General features: G+C 72.5%; 18 protein-coding genes, 1 tRNA gene and 1 pseudogene. 12 read left to right on the top strand and 8 right to left on the bottom strand.

Going from position 1 to position 19139, the window contains the following annotated elements; genetic code table 11:
• Positions 1 to 156 precede the first annotated feature (156 nt).
• The 3 genes from KSK32_RS10185 to KSK32_RS10175 are packed head-to-tail and all read left to right on the top strand — an operon-like array spanning position 157 to position 3979.
• A complete protein-coding gene (locus KSK32_RS10185) occupies positions 157 to 2040 on the top strand; it encodes a hypothetical protein (protein ID WP_254187000.1) in 1884 nt (627 codons plus the stop codon).
• Positions 2040 to 3749, top strand: coding sequence for a DUF3367 domain-containing protein (locus KSK32_RS10180; protein ID WP_216930711.1), 1710 nt, complete (start codon positions 2040 to 2042; stop codon positions 3747 to 3749). Before KSK32_RS10185 ends, KSK32_RS10180 begins: the two co-directional genes overlap by 1 nt.
• Before the next feature lie 35 nt (positions 3750 to 3784).
• The gene (locus KSK32_RS10175) at positions 3785 to 3979 is read left to right on the top strand and encodes a hypothetical protein (protein ID WP_091425994.1); all 195 of its coding nucleotides are present in this window, start codon (positions 3785 to 3787) and stop codon (positions 3977 to 3979) included.
• Here KSK32_RS10175 and KSK32_RS10170 read toward each other — a convergent pair.
• A complete protein-coding gene (locus KSK32_RS10170; RefSeq protein WP_216935972.1) occupies positions 3964 to 5142 on the bottom strand; it encodes a glycosyltransferase family 4 protein in 1179 nt (392 codons plus the stop codon). The two genes, KSK32_RS10175 and KSK32_RS10170, sit on opposite strands and share 16 nt — an antisense overlap.
• A gap of 152 nt (positions 5143 to 5294) precedes the next feature.
• A complete protein-coding gene (locus tag KSK32_RS10165) occupies positions 5295 to 6545 on the bottom strand; it encodes an acyltransferase (RefSeq protein WP_216930709.1) in 1251 nt (416 codons plus the stop codon).
• A gap of 113 nt (positions 6546 to 6658) precedes the next feature.
• On the opposite strand from KSK32_RS10165, the gene KSK32_RS10160 reads away from it, so the two are divergent.
• The 3 genes from KSK32_RS10160 to KSK32_RS10150 all read left to right on the top strand — a co-directional run bounded on the left by KSK32_RS10160 (position 6659) and on the right by KSK32_RS10150 (position 10387).
• Positions 6659 to 7810, top strand: a complete 1152-nt coding sequence (locus tag KSK32_RS10160; RefSeq protein WP_216930707.1) for a DUF3068 domain-containing protein — start codon at positions 6659 to 6661, stop codon at positions 7808 to 7810.
• 391 nt (positions 7811 to 8201) lie between these two features.
• Positions 8202 to 8825, top strand: coding sequence for a DUF6230 family protein (locus tag KSK32_RS10155; RefSeq protein WP_216930705.1), 624 nt, complete (start codon positions 8202 to 8204; stop codon positions 8823 to 8825).
• A 74-nt stretch (positions 8826 to 8899) separates the two neighbouring features.
• Positions 8900 to 10387 carry a DUF6114 domain-containing protein gene (locus KSK32_RS10150; protein ID WP_216930702.1) on the top strand — a complete coding sequence of 496 codons (1488 nt, stop codon included), beginning with the start codon at positions 8900 to 8902 and terminating at the stop codon, positions 10385 to 10387.
• 45 nt (positions 10388 to 10432) lie between these two features.
• On the opposite strand, the gene KSK32_RS10145 is transcribed toward KSK32_RS10150, so the two are convergent.
• Positions 10433 to 12103: a DUF885 domain-containing protein gene (locus tag KSK32_RS10145; protein WP_216930700.1), complete on the bottom strand. Its 1671-nt coding sequence runs from the start codon at positions 12101 to 12103 to the stop codon at positions 10433 to 10435.
• 74 nt (positions 12104 to 12177) lie between these two features.
• Here KSK32_RS10145 and KSK32_RS10140 point away from each other — a divergent pair.
• A pseudogene (locus KSK32_RS10140) lies at positions 12178 to 13273 on the top strand (DMT family transporter); the annotation flags it as partial.
• Here KSK32_RS10140 and KSK32_RS10135 read toward each other — a convergent pair.
• Together KSK32_RS10135 and KSK32_RS10130 are read right to left on the bottom strand one after the other, a co-directional pair.
• Complete coding sequence (locus KSK32_RS10135; protein ID WP_216930697.1) at positions 13156 to 14226, bottom strand: PHP domain-containing protein; 1071 nt, start codon at positions 14224 to 14226, stop codon at positions 13156 to 13158. The pseudogene KSK32_RS10140 and the gene KSK32_RS10135 sit on opposite strands and share 118 nt — an antisense overlap.
• A 56-nt stretch (positions 14227 to 14282) precedes the next feature.
• The gene (locus KSK32_RS10130; RefSeq protein ID WP_216930695.1) at positions 14283 to 15023 is read right to left on the bottom strand and encodes a M23 family metallopeptidase; all 741 of its coding nucleotides are present in this window, start codon (positions 15021 to 15023) and stop codon (positions 14283 to 14285) included.
• A 76-nt stretch (positions 15024 to 15099) separates the two neighbouring features.
• On the opposite strand from KSK32_RS10130, the gene KSK32_RS10125 reads away from it, so the two are divergent.
• The 4 genes from KSK32_RS10125 to KSK32_RS10110 all read left to right on the top strand — a co-directional run bounded on the left by KSK32_RS10125 (position 15100) and on the right by KSK32_RS10110 (position 16995).
• Positions 15100 to 15492 (top strand): hypothetical protein, encoded by a 393-nt coding sequence (locus tag KSK32_RS10125; RefSeq protein WP_374226702.1) that lies wholly within the window; start codon positions 15100 to 15102, stop codon positions 15490 to 15492.
• A 72-nt stretch (positions 15493 to 15564) separates the two neighbouring features.
• Positions 15565 to 15735, top strand: coding sequence for a hypothetical protein (locus KSK32_RS10120; protein ID WP_018786529.1), 171 nt, complete (start codon positions 15565 to 15567; stop codon positions 15733 to 15735).
• Between the two features lie 122 nt (positions 15736 to 15857).
• Positions 15858 to 16379, top strand: a complete 522-nt coding sequence (locus tag KSK32_RS10115) for a tRNA adenosine deaminase-associated protein (protein WP_216930693.1) — start codon at positions 15858 to 15860, stop codon at positions 16377 to 16379.
• Between the two features lie 148 nt (positions 16380 to 16527).
• Positions 16528 to 16995, top strand: a complete 468-nt coding sequence (locus KSK32_RS10110; RefSeq protein ID WP_353939634.1) for a nucleoside deaminase — start codon at positions 16528 to 16530, stop codon at positions 16993 to 16995.
• A 17-nt stretch (positions 16996 to 17012) separates the two neighbouring features.
• On the opposite strand, the gene KSK32_RS10105 is transcribed toward KSK32_RS10110, so the two are convergent.
• The 3 genes from KSK32_RS10105 to deoD all read right to left on the bottom strand — a co-directional run bounded on the left by KSK32_RS10105 (position 17013) and on the right by deoD (position 18936).
• Positions 17013 to 17480, bottom strand: coding sequence for a thioesterase family protein (locus tag KSK32_RS10105; RefSeq protein ID WP_216930691.1), 468 nt, complete (start codon positions 17478 to 17480; stop codon positions 17013 to 17015).
• The gene (locus tag KSK32_RS10100) at positions 17477 to 18115 is read right to left on the bottom strand and encodes a TetR/AcrR family transcriptional regulator (RefSeq protein ID WP_216930689.1); all 639 of its coding nucleotides are present in this window, start codon (positions 18113 to 18115) and stop codon (positions 17477 to 17479) included. The genes KSK32_RS10105 and KSK32_RS10100 overlap by 4 nt, the downstream gene beginning before the upstream one ends.
• Before the next feature lie 113 nt (positions 18116 to 18228).
• Positions 18229 to 18936, bottom strand: a complete 708-nt coding sequence (deoD, locus tag KSK32_RS10095; protein WP_216930686.1) for a purine-nucleoside phosphorylase — start codon at positions 18934 to 18936, stop codon at positions 18229 to 18231.
• A 75-nt stretch (positions 18937 to 19011) separates the two neighbouring features.
• Here deoD and KSK32_RS10090 point away from each other — a divergent pair.
• Positions 19012 to 19098 (top strand) — tRNA-Ser (locus tag KSK32_RS10090).
• Positions 19099 to 19139: the final 41 nt, after the last annotated feature.

Here is a 19139-nt window from a genome sequence, read left to right as displayed (position 1 = left end):
GCTCCTGTCTCCGCCGGCCGTACGCGCACCTGCAACATGACGCGTGTCGCGCGACGTTATCCGGACCGGACGCGCAGCGGCGACCTGGGGGCTGCAGGGCTTTATCAGGAGAACGGCCGTCCCCACGGCGTGTAAGCGTGTGGCAGGCTGCCGACCATGTCAATGCCACAAGCAGCGGCCGAGACGCATCCGGCAGCCGTCGGCGCGGAGGACGACGGACCCGGACCGATCGGTCGTTGGATACGCGCCGACCGGGTCCGCGCGGTCGCGATCGCGCTCATCGTCGTGTCCGTCGCGTCGCGCGCCGGGCTGGCCGCCCGTGGCTGGTTCTCGCAGGACGAGTTCGTCATCGCCGCGCAGGTGCTCGACACCCGGCTGGACCCGGACTACCTGCTGGGCACGTTCAACAACCACCTCATGCCGGGCGGGCTGGCGGTCGCGTGGGTGATGGTCCGGGTCGCCGGTTTCGCCGGCTGGCCGTGGATCCTGCTGCTGGCGGCCGGGCAGGCGGCGGTGGGGATCGCCCTCTACCGGCTGCTCCGTGACCTGCTGCGGCCCGGCTGGGGGCTGCTGGTCCCGCTGAGCCTGTTCCTGTTCAGCCCGCTGACGCTCGAGGTGTCGTCGCTGTGGCTGGTCGGGCTGCTCGTGCTGCCGCCGCAGCTCGCCCTGGTCCTCGCGGTGGCGGCCCAGGTCCGGTACGTGCGTACCGGCCGGAGGCGGCACCTCGTCCTGGTCGCGCTCTGGGTCGTGTTCGGCCTGCTCTTCGACACCAAGGCGCTGCTGATCGTGCCGCTGCTGTTCCTGCTGACCGCGTTCCTGTTCACCAAGGGCCGCGCGTGGCGCAGCCTGGTGACCACAGTCGTGCGGTTCTGGCCGGCGTGGCTGATGCTCACCGTGCTGTCCGGGGCGTACCTGGCGTACTACCTGACCCGTCCGGCCCGGGGGCTGGACGAGCCCACCTCGGTCGGGCAGGTCTTCTCCTTCCTGAGCGACCTGGTCGGCGACACGATGGTGCCGGGCCTGCTCGGCGGGCCGTGGCGCTGGACGTACGCCGGTGACGGGCCGCCGCTGTCCGACCCGTACGACATCGCCAAGTGGCTGTCCTGGGCGGTGCTCGCGGCGCTGATCGTGGTCACCGTGCGGCGGCGGCCGTCCGCCGGGCGGGCCTGGCTCCTGCTCGCCTGCTACCTCGGCCTGGTCGCCGCGCTGTTCGCGGTGACCAGGCTCGGCGGACCGCTGGGGCCGCTGGTCGGCGTCGTCCCCCGGTACGTCGCGGACGTGGTGCTGGTGGCCGCGATCTGCGTCGGGGTGGCGCTGCTCGGGATGAAGGACAACGACGAGGACGACGTCTCCGCGTGGCCGCTGCCGACAGCCCTGCGGGAGCCGGGCGCCTTCGCCGTCGGTCTGGTCTCGATGATCGTGCTGCTGGCGACCATCGGGGTGGGGACGCTGTGGAGCACCGCGCGGTTCGGCGACAACTGGAGCACCAAGCACGGGCGGGACTACCTGGCCACCACGCAGGCCGAGCTGGCCGCCGCGCCGCCCGGCACCGTCTTCTTCGACACTGTCGTCCCGGACCGGGTCGTCGCCGGGTACTTCTGGCCGGACAACCTCCAGTCCCACTTCTTCCGCCCGGCCGAGCGCCGGCCGACGTTCGTGACGATGAGCGAGAAGCCGTCGACGTTCGACGAGAACGGCCGGATCCGTCCGGTCGTGGTCGAGGGTCGCAAGGTCGCGCCCGGCACCGTGGAGGGCTGCGGGCACCTGGCCGAGGGCGGCCGGACCGCCCGCATCCCGATGGACGGCTATCTGGTGGAGTGGCCGTACGTGGTGCACTTCGGCTACGTCAGCTCCGGTGACTCGACCGCGGTGTTCAAGCTCGGCGAGGCGACCCGCGAGATCACGCTCAAGGAAGGGCTCAACGACCTGTTCTTCATGCTGGAGGGCGCCGGGTCCGCGGTCGAGCTGACGTTGAACACGCCGGACGTCCGGCTGTGCACCAACCTGGTCACCATCGGCCGGGCGGTGCCGAAGCCGTAATGAGCGGACGTCCCGCCGAGGCCGGCGGTTCCGCGGTCCGGCGGTGGCGGGAGACACTGCCGCTGTACCTCGTGGCGGTCGTCGTCACCGCGCTGGTCCTGGCTCCGCTGGCGGCGCCGGGCTACGCGCTGCGGTACGACATGGTGTTCGTCCCCCGGCAGCCGCTGAGCTGGGATCTCGTGGCCCCGGCGCAGAGCCTGCCCCGGGCGGTGCCGATGGACGCGCTGGTCTCGCTGGTGACCCAGTTCGTGCCGGGCTGGGTGGTGCAGCGGGTGGCGCTGGCCGGGGCTGTCCTGTTCGCCGCCGTGGGCGCCGGACGGCTGGTGCCGACGCGGCGGCGTGCGGTGCGACTGGTCGGCGCCGTGGCGTACGCGTGGACGCCGTACCTGGCCGAGCGGCTGTTGATCGGGCAGTGGGGGCTGCTGCTGGCGTACGCCGCGCTGCCCTGGCTGGTGCGGGCGGCGCTGGACCTGCGGGCGGGGCGCGACGGCGCGCTCGCCCGGGTGGTGCTGTTCGCCGCGCCCGCCGCGATCACGCCGACCGGCGGTCTGATCGCGCTGGCGACGGTGCTGGTGCTGGCGGCGGACCGGGCCCGGCTCCGGCTGTCCGCGGTCGCGGTGGGCGGGGTCGCGCTGCTCAACGCCCCGTGGATCGTGGCGGCCCTGGTCACCGGCGCGGGCGGCACGTCCGACCCGGCCGGTGTGGCGGCGTTCGCGGCGCGGGCCGAGAACTGGGCCGGACCGCTGGTGGCGCTCGCGGGCACCGGCGGGATCTGGAACGTGCAGGCCACCCCGGCCAGCCGGTCCACCACGCTGGCCCCGCTGGCGGCGGTGGTGCTCGTGGTCCTGGCCGTGGCCGGCGCGGGGCTGTTGCGGCGGCGACTGCCGGCGGGCGCGGCGGTACGGCTGGGCGTGCTGGCCGGCGGCGCGTACCTGCTGGCCGCCCTCGCCGTGCTGCCCGGCGGGAACGCGGCGCTGAGCTGGGCGGTGGCGCACGTACCGGGGGCGGGACTGCTCCGCGACGGGCAGAAGTTCCTCGTGCCGTACGCCCTCGTGCTGGTGGTGTGCGCGGCGCTGGGTGCCGAGCGGCTGGTGGCCCGGATCGACCGGGAGGTCGGCGGGATCGTGCTGGCCGGGCTGCTGCTCCTGCCGGTGGCCGCGATGCCGGACCTGGCGTTCGGTGGGGTCGGCCGGATCAGCCCGGTGCGCTATCCGGCGGACTGGCAGGCGGTCGCCGAGCGCCTGCCCGAGAACCCCGGTGAGGTTCTCGCCCTGCCGCTGACCACCTACCGGGCCTATCCGTGGAACCCGGGCCGGGTGGTGCTGGACCCGGCCCCCCGCTACCTGCCGGGGACCGTGCTGACCGACGACACGCTCGTCGTCGACGACGTCGCGGTGGCCGGGGAGAATCCGCGCCTGCGCGAGGTACGCCGGGTGCTGGCCGACGGGCAGCCGGTCTCGGCCACCGGCGTGGGCTGGGTGCTGGTGCAGCACGGGACGCCGAGCACAGTCGACCCGGCCGTCCTGGCCGGTCTCGACCTCCGGTACGAGGGGGAGTCGCTGAGCCTGTACCGGAACCCGGCCGCGTCGGACCCGCCGCAGCGGGCCGGAGCGGGCCGCCGGCTGGTCGTGCTCGCGTGCGGAACTGCCGTTCTGGTGGTCATGGCTGCCGCCTTTTCGACCCTACGCCGGCGAGCTACTGCGTGGTAACGTCCGCTCGCACGTCTCACCATCGGAGGAATGGCATGCGTAGAGCTTTGACCCTTGTCGTGTCCGGCCTGGTGGCGGCGTTGCTGGGGGTTCTTGCCCTCGGCGGGCTCTCCGCCGCCGCGACCGCCACGGCGGAGGAGGCCGCGACCGAGGCGCGTAACGCCACGGAGGCGGCCAAGCGGGCCGGGAAGCAGGACCCGTACGCCCCCGAGGTCTACGGCAACAGGTAGGACGGGTCGCCCCGCCGCTGTACCGGGCGGGGCGAGTCCGCGGTCTCCAGCAGGGTCGCGAAGCGTTCCCCCGCCACCGGCCAGGTGAAGTTCGCCGCGTGCCGCCGGGCCTGAGCGCCCATCTCCCGACGCATCTCGTCGTCGCGCAGCAGCGTGCGCACCTTCGTCAGGTAGTCGTCGATGTCGTCGGCCAGCAGGCCGGTGCGCCCGTCGACCACCGCCTCCGCGACGCCGCCCGCCTCCCGGAACGCCACTGTGGGCGTACCCGCCGCGCCGGCCTCCACGATGGTCAGCCCCCAGCCCTCCTTGAGCGACGGCGTCAGGGCGACCCAGGCCGAGGCGAGCAGCGCGGCCTTCTCCTCCTCCGTCACGAAGCCCCGGAAGTCGACCCGGTCGGTGATGTCCAGCTCGTCGGCGACCTCGCGCAGGTGCGACTCCCACCAGCCCTGCCCGGCGACCACCAGGCGGAGCTGGGGCAGCTCGTCGGCGAGCGCCGCGACCGCGCGCAGCGCCACCTCCACCCGCTTGTGCGGCACCAGGCGGTTCAGCGTCACGAGCAGCGGGAACGGCGCGCGCCCGGCGTCGGTACGGGGCAGCTCCGGCGTGCCGTTGTAGACCACCGAGACCTGCTCCGCCGGTACGCCGAGGGTGGCGAGTTCGCGCCGGGTCGCCTCGGACACGGTGACGTACCGGCACCGCCGGTAGACGCGTACCGCCAGCGACGACTCGACCCACCAGCCGAACCGGGCGGCCCACTGCGGCAGGACCACCGGCCACTGCTCGCGGTGCACGTGGTGGATCAGCTTGACCACCGGGCGCCGGGCCCAGAGCGGGGAGAGGAACGGCAGGCCGTTGCAGACGTCGACGAGGATGTCCGGCCGGCCGCCCCGGCGTGCGGCGAGCGGGCCGAGGCCGAACGCGCCGGCCAGGTAGCAGAGCGCCGCCCAGAGGTAGACGGTGTGCCGGCCGCCGCGCCGGACGAACCGGATGCCCGCCTCGTCGACCTCGTCGGCGGGAGCCTCGCGGTGCGCGGCGCAGAACAGGGTGGCGCGGAATCCGCGCGCCACCAGCTCGGCGGCGATCCGTTCCACGTACACCTCGGAACCGCCGCCCTCGGGGTTGCGAGTGTCTCGCCAGTTGAGGAACAGCACGTGTCCGGGCATGCCGAAGCGACGCTCCACGCGAACCCTACTCTCAAGTAATTTAGCGGTGCGCGTCACATTAAGGGCTGGGGCTTGCGCCCGGCAATGCCCCGAGCGGCGGCGTTGAGCCACCGGGCGTCGTCGGATGACGCTCGGTGTTCGGCCGGTGACTGCTAGGCGGGCGCTGCGACGTCCGGCGTGGTGGCCGGGGCGGCCGCCGTGGTGGCCGGGACTGCCGGTGACGCCGCCGCCGGTCCGCGTCCGGCCGGCCGGCGCCGGCGCTGCGTGCCGAGGGTCTGGAGGGGGCGCTCGACGCCGTAGTAGCTGACCGCGGCGTACGCCAGGCCGAAGACCATGGTCAGGGCGAAGATGTTGAGGAACCCGCCGGTGAACAGCGGCCGGTCGTCGAGCAGGTAGATCAGCTCGATGACCAGCGGGTGCCACAGGAACAGTCCGTACGACACCAGGCCCATCCAGCGCGCCGAACCGCTGCTGAAGACCTCCTTCGCCCGGGTCCGGCCGCCGAACGCCACCGGGATCGTGATCAGGGCGGCGATCACGAGGTAGAGCGTCAGCTTGGTGCCGAACTCGACAGCGGTCGGGCCGGTCAGGTCGCGCGGGCCGGCGATCGGCGTCGTCGCGATCGCCATCACCGCGAGCGCGGCACCCCAGCAGGCGAGCGGCGCCGAGGCGAGGTCGTCGAGCACGCGGAAGGCGGCCGGTGCGGTGCCGGTACGCAGGGCCACGTGCGCCGCGGCCAGCGCCATGCCGGCGCCGAACCAGGCGGCGTACGAGGGGAACCACATCGTGTGCAACGCATTGTCGAGCCAGCCCGCGCCCATCATGGCGACCCATACGAGGGTCAGCAGCGCCCCGGAGGAGGCGAGCAGCACGGTGCGGACGGGACGCCAGGTCCGGCCCACGGCGAGCACGGCGAGCAGCGGCAGGAGCAGGTAGAAGACCACCTCGGTGGCGAGGCTCCAGGTCTGGCTCAGCCCGTAGCGGAGCTGGCCCGGCCCGTAGATCTGGGTGAATGTCAGGTGACGCAGCCAGTCACCGGCCGACACCGGGTGGTTGCCGGGCAGGACGACGAAGCAGACCACCACCGCCAGCCAGTACGCGGGCAGGATCCGCAGCGCGCGGCGCCAGAAGTACCGCTCGGTGCCGGGCCGTGGGCGCCCGGTGGCGACAGCGAGCGCCCACGGCCGGAACAGCAGGAACCCGGAGAGCACGAAGAAGATCGCGACGCCCACGTCCAGGCGCGCCAGCCAGCCGCCCCACGTGGTGTTCATGGTGACGGCGGTCTGGAAGCCGACGTGGTGACCGACGACCGCCACCGCGCCGATCGCTCGCAGCGCGTCGAGGGCGGGAAGACGGCCCGTTACCGATGGCTCCGGGATTGTTGGCGTGGTGGCTGTGGACATCTGGACATCCAGGGGGTCGCTTTTGCAGGTGACTGGGGAGTAACCTCCCGCCAATGCTAAGGATCGGGTGCCCCGGACGACAGACCGTAGGGCGGCAGGTTACAGGAGGATGAGTGAAGCTTCGCGTGGGCGCCGCGCTCTTCGGGCTAGGTGTCTTGTTGCTGGTCTTCGCGGCCGGGCTGCCGTTCTACGTGGCCCCCGCCGTGACCAAGCTGCCCTATGACCTGGAACCAACGACGTCCGTCGCCGAGGCGAAGGGCGCGAGGTTCCTACAGATCAAGTCCGAAGCCGGCGGGGTGAGCATCGACGTGCCGCAGGCCGATCTCGTGTCCAGCGTCGAGGTCATCCCGCAGCCGGAGGACACCAAGGACCGCTTGCCCAAGGAGCTGAAGGGCGACGCGGTCATCTGGAACGTCTTCCAGACGGTCAAGCGCAGCGACAACCAGGATGTGATCAGCCAGTACAGCACCGAGCTGGCGCTGTACCGGATCTCCGGCGCGGCAGCGCCGTGGGACGAGCAGTGGCTCAACGAGTCCGGCGCGCAGCAGACCCCGGTCGGCAACGTGCGTTACTCCGGCCAGATCTACAAGTTCCCGTTCGGCACCGGCAAGCGTGACTACCAGGTGTTCGACCGCGACCTGAAGAAGACGGCCCCGGCGCGGTTCACCGGCACCGAGAAGATCAAGGGCGTGGAGACGTACCGCTTCGAGCAGCGGATCGAGAACGAGCCGCTGAACACGCCCGAGGACAGCATCAAGACGCTGCTGGGCAAGTTCGCGCCCGGCGCGACCACCGGCCAGATCGTCTACAGCAACACCCGTACGGTCTGGGTCGATCCGGTGACGGGCGCCTACATCAAGGTCCGCGAGCAGCAGTACAAGGAGCTGCGCCCGGACACCGGCGCCCCGACCGTGCTGCTGGACGCGGACTTCAACTACAACGACGACACGATCAGCCGCAGCATCGAGACGGTGAAGGACAACCGTTTCAAGATCGGCCTGATCAGTGTCTGGGGCCCGATCATCGCCGGTGTGCTCGGCCTGATCGCCCTGATCGCGGGCGTGTGGCTGGTGACCCGGCCCAAGGGTGACGGCAGCGCCCGGCACCGGGCGGACGCGCCGAGTTCCGACCCGACGCCCACCCGCGTCGACCAGGAGCCCGTGGGCGGCCCGCTCGACGACGAGATCCCGCCGGCGTCGACGAACTGGCGGTCCGACGAGGTGCCGGCGCAGCGTTCGGGCGCCGGTGAGGTGGAGCGCCGCTGACCGGTACGCCGGAAGCACGACGGAGGGGTGGGCCGCACCGCGGTCCACCCCTCCGTCGTGGAGATCTCCCATGCGGGCGAACGTACTTTACATTCGTTACTCGATTGTAACGGCGAGATGTCCGGTGACTTTCCGTCGCGCTCACCGTCATCTATGTCCGGTTTGGCGAGACATATCACCCTCGGCCCCCTGCCTGGGCTGGGCTTTCGTGACGCCCGGTCACCTCCTCGTCCCATCCTCGTGTTACCGCCGGGTAATCGGGGGTTGTGAGCCACGCCGCATCGGGTGCACGATCAGGCTCGATCGTTACCCGTCGGTAACAGAAGGGCGGGCCCGGCGCGGGCCGCCGGTACGGAACCGCCGCCGCGCACATTCGTTCGAGGAGGAACCCGTGCAGAATCGGCTCGACAACCAGGGTCGTACCCGGTGGCGGCGGTTCGCCGCCATGATCGTGCCCACCACGGCCGCCGCCGGTGCCATCCTGTTCGGCATGTCGACGGGCGCCATCGCCTCCGACATCACCGTGTCCGGGCAGACGTTCAAGATCGGCGCCGACCGCCTGGAGGGCGAGGGCTTCAAGCAGTACGGCGGCATCGTCCGCGAGAAGGGCGAGGACGGCAAGGCCGGCGCGACGCGGCCGGTCGCCATGGCCGAGATCAGCAGCGCCGAGCTGTACAAGCTCTGCCAGTCCGTCCGCGCCGACCTGCCCGGCCTGCCGGTGGTGCTCACCATCAACGCCGGTGAGGGCAAGGAACCGGCCAGGGCCAAGGACCTCGTGATCGCGATGGACTCGCTCGAGGGCAACGCGACCTTCACCAACATCCGGATCGGCCGCGACGCCAGCGACCTCAACCCGACGGCGCAGCGGGGCTCGTTCGGCCAGAACTCCGACCGGGTGACGATCCGTGACCTGAAGCAGGTGTCCCGCTACACCACTTCTTCGACCTTCAACCTGGTCGGGCTCCGGCTCAAGGTCAACGTGGGCGACGACGCCAAGGGCAAGGAGTGCTTCTGAGTTGAGCACGGCCCGCGGTGGCCGACCACCGCGGGCCGCCGCCGTCCCCGTCCCCGCTCCGCCAGGAGGAGTACGTGACAACCGTCGAACCGTCCCACGCCCGGCTCGGCACCGCGGCCCGGGCATGGCGGACCTTCCGCCAGTGGCAGCGGAGCCGGCCGTTCTGGGGCGGCCTGTTCATCATCCTGGCCGGGGTGGAGATGCTCGCGTCCACCCGGTTGACCCTCAACGGCCTGAGTTTCAGCAGCGGTGCCACCGGCCTGCTCGCCCTGCTGATCCCCGGCATCCTGGTGACCTGCGGGGTGCTGCTCTGGCTCAGCCCGGCGCAGCGGCTGTTCTACTCGATCGTCGCGGCGATCACCGCCGTCTACTCCCTGATCGGGCTCAACCTCGGCGGCTTCTTCGTCGGCCTGCTGCTCGGCATCGTCGGCAGCGCGCTCGCGTTCGCCTGGGTGCCGACCCGTCCGGCCGGTCCCGCCGCTGACGAGGGAGACACCCAGGCGGACGACGAGCGTGACACCACAGTGGATGCCCGGGACGCCGACGCGGACCGGCACGACGCCGAGCAGGTAGGTGTCGACCAGTTGCTCACCGCCCGGCCGGCCGCTACGGAACCCGCCGACGGGCAGGCGGCCGGATCCGATGACGGGGCCCCGGAGTGGGCGGGCCGTTCGGCGGACCCGCGTGCCTTCGGCATCGTCCTTCTGGTGCTCGGCCTCGCCACCGCCGGTCTGGCCGTAGCGCCGAGGGCCGTGCACGCAGCCCCGGGCAGGCCCACCGCGAGCGCCTGCCCGTCGAAGCCCGCCACGCCGAAGCCCGCCACGCCGAAGCCCGGCACGAGCGCACCCACCGGGACGCCCACCCCGACGCCGAGCGCGAGCCCGACGCGGGAGGGCAACATCATCACCGACTTCTTCGACGGGATCGGCAACCTGTTCAGGGGCGGCGGCGGCAAGAGCACGACGCCCTCGCCCACACCGACCGCGAGCGGGCCGGCGGCCCCGACCAGCAAGCCGACGACCCGTCCCGGCTCGACCGACTGCCCGGCACCGGGCAAGCCGGGCAAGGAGGAACCGGCGAAGCCCGGCACTGTCGAACCGGGCAGGCCCCTGCCGCGTATCGCCGCCGACCCGAGCCTGCCCAAGGTGGGCCGGCAGCCGTCGAAGCTCACCGGCTCCAAGGTGACCATGACCGGGCTGCGGTTCGAGGGAATCACCGACCTCCAGACCGAGCAGGGCTCGCTCAAGGTGCTGAAGTTCAGCATGAAGGAGGCGGTGACCGATGACTTCCTGCTGGTCGCCGACGGTCCCCGGGGCCGCACCCAGCGGTACGCGACGGACCGCCTGACGGTTCGCGACGACGTCGCGTTCTACTGCACCCGGTTCGTCGGCAGGCTCGCCGGCATCAAGCTGACGCTGACCCCGGACCTGCCGTTCCCGGACGGCCTGCCGGTCACGCTGCCCATCCCGGTGACGTTCACCGACCCGGTCATCGACCTGGCGTACGTCACCAGCGACACGCTCACCGGCCGTCCGACGCTGCGGCTGACGCTCGGCGCCTGACCGGGCGGGTGCCGGCGGGACTCACCGCCGGCACCCGGCACCGGCTCAGAGCCGGGCCAGCGCCTTGCGCAGCGGGTCGAGCCCCAGCGAACCCAGGTCGAGCGCCTGGCGGTGGAACTCCTTGAGGTCGAAGTCGGCGCCCTTGCGGGCCTTCGCGTCCTCCCGGGCCTGCAACCAGATCCGCTCGCCCACCTTGTACGACGGCGCCTGCCCCGGCCAGCCCAGGTAGCGGTTCAGCTCGAAGCGCAGGTTCTCGTCCGGCACCCGGCAGTGCGCCCGCATGAACTCCCAGCCCAGCTCCGGCGTCCACCGCTCGCCCGGGTGGAAGCCGAACGGGTTGTCCTTCGGGATCTCCAGCTCCAGGTGCATGCCGATGTCCACGACGACCCGCGCCGCGCGCAGCGCCTGCCCGTCGAGCATGCCGAGCCGGTCACCGGGGTCGTCGAGGTAGCCCAGCTCGTCCATCAGCCGCTCCGAGTAGAGCGCCCAGCCCTCGCCGTGCCCGGAGACCCAGCACAGCAGCCGCTGCCAGCGGTTGAGCAGGTCGGCCCGGACGGCGGTCTGGGCGACCTGGAGGTGGTGACCCGGCACGCCCTCGTGGTAGACGGTGGTCACCTCGCGCCAGGTGGAGAAGTCGGTGATGCCCTGCGGCACCGCCCACCACATCCGTCCCGGCCGGGAGAAGTCCTCGCTCGGGCCGGTGTAGTAGATCGCGCCGTCGCTCGTCGGCGCGAGGCAGCACTCGATCCGGCGTACCTGCTCGGGGATGTCGAAGTGGGTGCCGTTCAGCTCGGTGACCGCCTTGTCGGCGAGCGCCTGCATCCAGTCCCGGAACGCCTCCTTGCCGCGTACCGTCCGCGCCGGGTCGGCGTCGAGGGCCCGTACCGCGTCGTCGATCGAGGCGCCGCGCCCGGCGATCCGCGCGGCCACCGCCCGCATCTCGGCCTCCAGGCGAGCCAGCTCGGCGAAACCCCAGGCGTACGTCTCGTCCAGATCGACAGTCGCGCCGAGGAAGTACTGCGAGGCCAGTTCGTAGCGCTCCCGCCCGGCGGCCTGCTTCTCCCGGCCCGCCGGCGCCAGCTCGGTGCGCAGGAACTGCCCGAACTCCGCGGTGGCGGCGGTCGCGGCGGCGGCGCCCTTGCGCAGCTCCGCGCCGAGCGCGCCGTCGGCGTCGATCCGCTCGACCAGCCCGTGGAAGAAGTTGTCGCCCTCCGGGTCGACCCACACGTCGCACTGCTTGGCGACCTCGACGAGCTGCACCCGCGAGCTGACCCGTCCGGCGGCGGCGGCCTCGCGCAGCGTGCGCTTGTAGCTGTCCAGCGCGGACGCGAAGCGGTTGAGCCGGGCGGCCACGTTCGCCCGGGCCTGCTCGCCGTCGGTCGGCATGAGGTCGAAGACCATCCGGATCTCGTGCAGCCCGCTGGAGATCACGTTGACCTCGCTGCCGGTCTCGCCCGCGTCGTAGCGGGCCAGCTCCAGGCCGAGGCGCTCCTGCATGGCCTCCTGGGCGGTCCGCTCCGCCTCGGTCTCCGGCTCGGTCACGTCGAGTTCGCCGAGCGTGCGGCGGGCGAGTTCGGCGCGGGCCGCGTAACCCTCGGGCGACAGGTCGTCGAGCTGGTCGTCGTAGCCGGCGATGCCGACGTAGGTGGCGCCGGTCGGGCTCAGCGGGGCCCACTCGGCCACGTACCGGTTGGCGAGGTCATCGATTCGTCCCACGAGGCGAACCCTACGTGACCCCGCATCCGGTATACCGCGCGACTTCGTCGTACCCCTGGGGCAGAGTGTCAGGGGTGACCGTCGAGATCACTCCTGACCGCGCCCCGGTACGCAGCTGGCTGCCCGGGTTCGTCGCACTCGCCGCCATCTGGGGTTCCAGCTTCCTGTTCATCAAGGTCGGCGTGGCCGAGCTGCACCCGGTGCACCTCACTCTCTACCGGGTGGCCACCGGCGCGCTGACGCTGCTCGTGGTGCTGGCGGTGCTGCGCGACCGGCTGCCCCGCGACCTGCGGGTGTGGGCGCACATGTTCGTGGTGGCCGGGTTCGGCGTCGCGGTGCCGTTCACGCTGTTCGGCTACGGCGAGCAGCGGGTCGAGTCGATGCTCGCCGGCATCTGGAACGCCACCACGCCGCTGATCGTGCTGCCCCTGGCGGTGCTGGTGTTCCGCACCGAGCGGCTGACCGCCCGGCGCGCGGTCGGGCTGGGGCTGGGCTTCGTCGGCGTGCTCGTGGTGCTCGGCGTCTGGGAGGGCGTGGGCGGCGCCCACTTCGTCGGCCAGCTCATGTGCTTCGGTGCGGCGGCCTGCTACGGGCTGGCGATTCCGTACCAGAAGAAGTTCGTCGCGGGCAGCGCGTACTCCGGTCTGTCGCTGTCGGCGGCCCAGTTGCTGGTGGCGACCGCGCAGCTCGCGCTCGTCGCGCCGTTCGCCGGTACGCCGCCGTCGCCGGCCGGCCTCTCGCCGCGCGTGGCGGCGAGCGTGCTGGCGCTCGGCGCGCTCGGCACCGGGCTCGCCTTCGTGATCAACATGCGCAACATCCGGCTGGCCGGGGCGAGCACGGCTTCCACAGTGACGTACCTGATCCCGGTGTTCGCGGTGCTCGTCGGCGCGGTGGTGCTCGGCGAGCGGATGAACTGGCACCAGCCGGTGGGCGCGCTCGTGGTGCTCGTCGGCGTCGCGGTCGCCCAGGGCCTGTTCGGGCGGCGCCGTCCACGACCGGAGGCGGTGACGCCCAGCGTCCGCATGGCCGAACCGGCCACCCGGGGCTGACCGTCAGCGACGGCCGGCCGTCCACTTCACCAGGCGGTCGGCCGTCCAGGTGTTCACCACCCGCTTCGCCGGTACGCCGCACAGCGCCGCCCGATCGCAGCCGAAACGCTGCCAGTCGAGCTGTCCCGGCGCGTGCGCGTCGGTGTCGATCGCGAACCGGCACCCGGCCTCCAACGCGAGGCGGATCAGCCGCTTCGGCGGGTCCTGCCGCTCCGGCCGGGAGTTGATCTCGACGGCCACGTCGTGCTCGGCGCAGGCCGCGAAGACGGCGTCCGCGTCGAACTCGCTCTCCTTGCGGGTACGCGCCCGGTGCCCCCGGTCACCGGGCCCGGTCACCCCGGCGGGCCGGGAGGAGACCATCCGCCCGGTGCAGTGCCCGAGGATGTCCAGGTGCGGGTTCGCGATCGCGGTCAGCATCCGGCGGGTCATCTTCGCCCGGTCATCGTTCAGGCCGCTGTGCACCGAGCCGACCACCACGTCCAGGCGGGCCAGCAGCTTCTCGTCCTGGTCGAGCGAGCCGTCGGCAAGGATGTCGACCTCGATGCCGGTGAGGATCCGGAAGCCCTTCGGCAGCGCCTCGTTGACGGCGGCGACATGGTCGAGCTGCTTGCGCAGCCGCTCCGCGGTCAGGCCCCGGGCCACAGTCAGCCGCGGCGAGTGGTCGGTGAGCACCAGGTACTCGTGGCCCAGCTCGACCGCCGCCAGCGCCATCTCCTCGATCGGTGAGCCGCCGTCGGACCAGTCCGAGTGGGTGTGGCAGTCGCCGCGCAGCGCGTCCCGCAGCTTCGCCGCCGCCTCGTCCAGGTCGGTGCCCTCGGTGGCCAGCAGCCGGCGCAGGTAGATCGGTTCCTCGCCGGCCAGCGACTCGGCCACGCAGCGGGCGGTGACGTCACCGACACCGGACAGCTCGGTCAGCTTGCCGGTGCGGGCCCGCTCGGCCACCTCGGCCGCGGGCAGCGCGCCGAGCGTCTTCGCGGCCGACCGGAACGCCCGGACCCGGTACGTGGCCTCGTTCGCCCGTTCCAGCAGGAACGCGATCCGGCGCAGGTCGGCGAGGGGATCCCGGGCACTCATGCCCTGGAACCTACGCGCATCCGCCGTCCGCCGCGTGTCCCCGCAGCGCGAGTCGGTCAGCCGCTGTGGGTGGACCGGCCGGGCGCGGCCGGGCAGCCGTGCTTGCGCTGCCAGGCGGTGACCTCGGCGACCGGCGAGCGGTTGCCGCCCTTGCGCCAGGAGTCCAGGTACGGCGCCGGCCAGACCACGCCCCGGCGGATCCACCAGTCGTCGGCGCCGGTGCACTTCGGGGAGAGGCCGAAGTGCAGGTGGCAGACGTTGTTCGCGTTGCCGGTACGGCCCAGCTTGCCCAGCTGCTGCCCGGCGCGCACCCGCACCCCGGCGTCGACACCGGCGGTGATCGCGCTCAGGTGCGAGCCGTAGTAGCGCACCCCGTCGTCGCCGAGCAGCGAGACGGAGAGCCCGCCGTTGTCCGGGCCCAGCGGCCCGCGCTTGTCGAACCGGTCGACGCGGCTCACCTCAAGCACCACGCCGTCGGTGACCGCCACCACCGGTTCCCCGCAGTCGGCGAACAGGTCGGTGCCCGGGTAGCCGCTGTGCGTGGGGTGGTAGGCGACGTCGCCGGACCGTACCGGGAAGACCCGCTTCACGTCGGTGCGGGCCTGCGACAGCGGGGAAACGGTCGGCGGGGCCGGGCTCGCCGGATCGGCGGGCTGCTCGGCGCTCGCCGGCGGGCTCGGTTCCTGCCACCTGTCGGCGCGCCCGGTGGGGGCGCCGCACCCGGCGGCGAGCGCCGCGACGAGCAGCAGGACCGGGTACGCCGGCAGCGTGCGGCGTCCGATCGATGGCGAGCGCATCCGGTCATCCTTACAGACCACTACCGTAGGGACGAATGCCGAACGCGGGACGGACGGTCCGGGAAAGGGGGCGGCGGTGACGCACGGGTGGCACGTTGGACCCGAGGGGACCGGTCCGGGGGCGTTCCCGCCACCGCGTACGCCCTCGGGGCTGTTTCCGTCGAGCACGTCGACGCGGCCCAGCTACCGCGAGCCGTACCCGGTCACCGGCGCGGGCGTCGCGGTCGGCGCGCTGGTCGCGTTCGCCTGGTTGCTGCTGTTCGGGCTGGTCGGCGGCAGCGTGGCCGGTTACGCCTGGTGGACGCTGCTGGCCGGCGGCCTGGCCTGGCTGGCCGCCGCGGTGCTGGTCCGCCACGGCGACCGGGGGGTGGCGACGGGCGTGGCGATCGTCACCGCGGGTGGCTGGAGCATCGCCGCCGCCGTCGTCGCGACCCGGTGGGCGCAGACGGGGGACTGGCCACTCTGGTGACCTTCGGTGCCGGTTTCGCTGCGTAGCGAAGGCCACCTTGACGTACGCCTGAGGACGGTCCACGCTCGCGGTATGGCCTGGACCACACCGCCGCGGCTCGACCCCGATCGGAGCCGCCGTCGCCTGCAACTCCTCGCCGAGTTGGCCGGTGCACGTGCGGTACAGCAGCGCCAGCGGCCGCAGCGGGCCCGCACCGAGCGGCTGCGCCAACTCATCGCCACCCGCCGGCGCGTCGTCGGCTGACGGGTTTTCTCTCAAGGAACGGCCGGTCCGTACGGGGCGTTGACCGCTCGCCTGCCGACCCGACCGGTTAACGTGCATCGCGTGACGTGTCGGCGTGCTGCCGAGGCTGATTTGGGGGGACCGTGTCGTACTTCGCTGCTGCCGTGGCGCGCGTCGACGGCGGCTGGACCGCCGGTGAGGTGAGCCTGCGGGGCGTCACCGACATCGAGGAGGTGGCCGACCGGCTGCGCGACGTCGAGCCGGACGCCGACCTCTCGCTGCTGTTCGTCGAGGCCGACGACACGTACCTGGTCGTCCTGCGCCTGGACGAGGGGGAGGACCTGCGGGTCTTCGGCTCGGACTCGGCGTACGCGGAGGAGTCCCGGCTGGGCGCGCTGCTCGTCGGCGACCTGAAGACCTCGGTGACCGGCCTGGAGGAGGTCGACGAGCCCCGCGCCTCCGGCGACGACGACACGGAGCAGCCCGCGGTGGACCCGGAGGCCGACCCGGTCGGCGACGCGGACCTCCTCGCCGACCTGGGCATCCCGGCGCAGAAGCTGCTGGCGCTGTGCGCGCACGAGGGCTCCATGCCGGCCGACGTGACCGCCGAGATCTGCCAGGTGCTCGGCTGCGCGGACGAGGTCGAGGAGCTGCGTGAGGTCTGAGCCCGGGGAGTCCCTGACGCCCGGCGCCGCCGAACCGGCCGACGCGACCGATCCGGCGCTGGAGACCGTACGCCCGGGGCAGCCCACGCCCGGCCGGGCCGGGCGCGCCGGTCCGGGCGCGGACGAGGCGCTCGCCGACCCGGGAGCGGTGGGCCGCCGGCAGCGGCACGAGCTGTGGATGCGCCGGGCCCTGGAGGTCGCGGTTACCGGCCCGGACGATGCGACCTCCGACGCCGACGACGTGCCGGTCGGCGCGGTGCTCTACGGCCCCGGCGGCACCGAACTGGCGATCGGCCGCAACGAGCGGGAGCTGACCGGTGACCCGACCGCGCACGCGGAGGTGCTGGCGTTGCGCCGGGCCGCGCAGCGGCTGGGCCGGTGGCGGCTGGACGACTGCACGCTGGTGGTGACGCTGGAACCGTGCACCATGTGCGCCGGGGCGATCGCGCTGGCCCGCGTCTCGACTGTGGTGTTCGGCGCCTGGGAACCGAAGACCGGCGCCGTCGGGTCGCTCTGGGACGTGCTGCGCGACCGCCGCGTCACGCACCGCCCCGAGGTGTACGGCGGCGTGCTGGAACGCGAGAGCGCGGCGCTGCTGCGCGCCTTCTTCCGCTGAGCGGTCCTGGTCTTGTCTCAGGTGCCGGCCGGTGCGGGGCGGAGCAGCGTCGCGGCCACCCCTCGGGCGACCTCGGTCCACGCGGTCGGGCGCAGGGTGGCCGGGTCCAGCCGGACGATGGACCGGGTGCCGGTGGCGTGCACGGTCGCGCCGTCGGTCGAGCGGAACTCGAAGGCGTAGTGGGCGCTGCTGGTGCCGAAGTGCTCCAGCCAGAAGTGCACGGCCACCGTGCCGACGCCGATGACCGGGGCCCGGTAGCTGATGGTGAACTCGCGGACCGCGTGGAACACGTCGGGCGTGGCGTGCACGTCGCCGCGGAAGGCGACTCCGCGCTCCGCCCAGTACGGCGTCAGCGCGCGTTCCAGCAGCACCGCGTAGCGGGCGTTGTGCAGGATGCCCATGGCGTCCAGGTCGTCGAAGTGCACCGGCACGTGCTCGACGTGCCCGAACTCGGCGACCGGCCGGTCGGCTGTGGCGTGACTCATGACTGGCCTTCCGATAGCAGGGCCGGATCCGGGCAGAGCGCCCGCAACCGGTTCAGCAGGCCCTGGCGGGCATGCCGGTAGGTGGCGTCCGGGTCGAGCAGGCGGGACCGCATCACCGCGCTGATCCCCAGCGCGTCGATCTCGTACGCGAGCAGCGGCACGTCCAGGTCGGCGGGGAGTTCGCCGAGGTCGACCGCCTCCTGCACGAGGCGTTCCAGCAGCGCGGTCCAGCTGGTGAACGCCTCGGCGAGCCGGTCCCGGACCGGGCCGGGACGGGCGTTGTACTCGAACTCGGTGTTGGCGAAGAAGCAGCCGCCGGGAAGCACCCGGGCGGCGTAGAAGTCGATCCGGGCCTCGTGCAGCGCGCGCAGCCGCCGTACGCCCCGGGGCGCCTCCAGGGCGGGGGCGACGATCCGCTCCTGCCACTGCGCCACGGCCCGGTCGACGGTGGCGAGTTGCAGCGCCTCCTTGGAGCGCCAGTGCGCGAAGAGGCCGGACTTGCTCACCTCCAGCCGGTCGGCGAGCTGCGCCAGGGAGAGGCCGTGCAGGCCGACCTCGGTGGCCAGCGCCACGGCGGTGTCCAGCACCGCGGTGCGGGTGCGGTCGCCGCGGGCGACGCGGCCGTCGGAGGTCATGCGGTCAGCGTAGGGGAAACAAGCACGACCGGTCGTATTTATTTCTGTGACCCGGGTAACGCGTGGCCGCCCCGTCACCGAGCGGTGACAGGGCGGTCCGGAATCGATCAGGGTCAGGCGATGATGGTGTCCAGCGCGATCTCGACCATCTGGCCGAACGTCTGCTCGCGCTCCTGCGACGTGGTCTTCTCGCCGGTCTTGATGTGGTCGCTGACGGTCAGGATGGTCAGCGCGCGGGCCTTGAAGCGCGCCGCGATCGTGTACAGCGCCGCCGACTCCATCTCCACCGCCAGCACGCCGTAGTCGGCGAGCGTGTCGTACAGGTCCGGCCGGTCCGTGTAGAACGCGTCCGCCGCCAGGATCGGCCCCACCCGCATGCTGACGCCGCGCCGCTCGGCCACCTCGACCGAGGTACGCAGCAGCCCGAAGTCAGCCACCGGGGCGTAGTCGATCAGCCCGTCGAAGCGCATCCGGTTCATGTTCGAGTCGGTGGACGACCCGATCGCCGCCACCACGTCCCGCAGCTGCAGATCCTCGGTCAGGGCGCCGCAGGAGCCGACCCGGATCAGCGACTTCACGCCGTACTCGTTTACCAGCTCGTGGGCGTAGATCGAAGCGGACGGCATGCCCATGCCGGAGCCCTGGACGGACACGTCGACACCGTTCCACTTCCCGGTGAAGCCCAGCATGCCGCGCACCGTCGTGTAGCAGCGGGCCCCCTCCAGGTAGGTCTCCGCGATCCACTTGGCCCGCAGCGGGTCGCCCGGCATCAGGACCCGCTCGGCGATCTCTCCCGGCTCAGCGCCGATGTGCGTACTCATGGCAAAGATCCTGCCAGGCCGGGCCGAGGGATACCGGTTCGGCGTCCAAGCCGGCGGTCCTGTACCCTCGTCGGCGGTGGCGTGTCCGAGTGGCCTAAGGAGCACGCCTCGAAAGCGTGTGAGGGTTTACGCCCTCCGCGGGTTCAAATCCCGCCGCCACCGCTCGTGAACAGCGAGAACGCCCGGTCGATCCGCGAGGATCG

Origin of the sequence: Micromonospora sp. WMMB482 (assembly GCF_019038635.1) — a bacterium.
GTDB lineage: Bacteria > Actinomycetota > Actinomycetes > Mycobacteriales > Micromonosporaceae > Micromonospora > Micromonospora marina.
Note: the sequence above shows the minus strand (reverse complement) of the source record. Positions and strands in the feature narration are given on the sequence as shown.

Bases quoted from the DNA above. Each gene is read 5' to 3' on its own strand.
- KSK32_RS10105 (WP_216930691.1), bottom strand. From the start codon at position 17,480: ATGAGTCACGCCACAGCCGACCGGCCGGTCGCCGAGTTCGGGCACGTC.
- KSK32_RS10175 (WP_091425994.1), top strand. From the start codon at position 3,785: ATGCGTAGAGCTTTGACCCTTGTCGTGTCCGGCCTGGTGGCGGCGTTG.
- KSK32_RS10185 (WP_254187000.1), top strand. From the start codon at position 157: ATGTCAATGCCACAAGCAGCGGCCGAGACGCATCCGGCAGCCGTCGGC.
- KSK32_RS10135 (WP_216930697.1), bottom strand. From the start codon at position 14,226: ATGAGTGCCCGGGATCCCCTCGCCGACCTGCGCCGGATCGCGTTCCTG.
- KSK32_RS10130 (WP_216930695.1), bottom strand. From the start codon at position 15,023: ATGCGCTCGCCATCGATCGGACGCCGCACGCTGCCGGCGTACCCGGTC.
- KSK32_RS10100 (WP_216930689.1), bottom strand. From the start codon at position 18,115: ATGACCTCCGACGGCCGCGTCGCCCGCGGCGACCGCACCCGCACCGCG.
- KSK32_RS10120 (WP_018786529.1), top strand. From the start codon at position 15,565: ATGGCCTGGACCACACCGCCGCGGCTCGACCCCGATCGGAGCCGCCGT.
- KSK32_RS10170 (WP_216935972.1), bottom strand. From the start codon at position 5,142: ATGCCCGGACACGTGCTGTTCCTCAACTGGCGAGACACTCGCAACCCC.
- KSK32_RS10165 (WP_216930709.1), bottom strand. From the start codon at position 6,545: ATGTCCACAGCCACCACGCCAACAATCCCGGAGCCATCGGTAACGGGC.
- KSK32_RS10180 (WP_216930711.1), top strand. From the start codon at position 2,040: ATGAGCGGACGTCCCGCCGAGGCCGGCGGTTCCGCGGTCCGGCGGTGG.
- deoD (WP_216930686.1), bottom strand. From the start codon at position 18,936: ATGAGTACGCACATCGGCGCTGAGCCGGGAGAGATCGCCGAGCGGGTC.